Annotated in this window: 1 protein-coding gene; it reads right to left on the reverse strand. The window is 66.4% G+C overall.

Annotation, left to right across the window (positions count from 1 at the left end; genetic code table 11):
* A partial coding sequence (locus tag CV013_RS15435) for a VirB8/TrbF family protein (RefSeq protein WP_268968804.1) occupies positions 1–146 on the reverse strand: 146 nt, incomplete at its 3' end.
* Between the last annotated feature and the right edge of the window lie 155 nt (positions 147–301).

Genomic DNA, 301 nt, shown 5'->3' on the forward strand with positions numbered 1-301 from the left:
AGGCAGGAAAAGGCGACAAGCCGCCAGTTCCGGGCCTGGACACGGGCCGAGCCGATACGCTCATCCCAGAGCTGACCGGCACGCTGATAGGGTGTCTCGGGCTGGGGCGTTACCCCATAGCGCTGGATCGATCGCTTGAAGATCATGGGGTTTACTCCTTCTCGCTGAGGTTGGGATTTGCGCCGCTGCCGGGCCGGTCTCCGTCGCGCAGCGCCTGCATCGCCATGTGCCGGCGATGACGGGCGGTTTGCTCGGAGCGCAGGCTCTGCGCCCAGGCAGGCATGCCGGCAGGTGATGCACC

Source organism: Tsuneonella flava (assembly GCF_002870965.1).
GTDB lineage: Bacteria > Pseudomonadota > Alphaproteobacteria > Sphingomonadales > Sphingomonadaceae > Tsuneonella > Tsuneonella flava.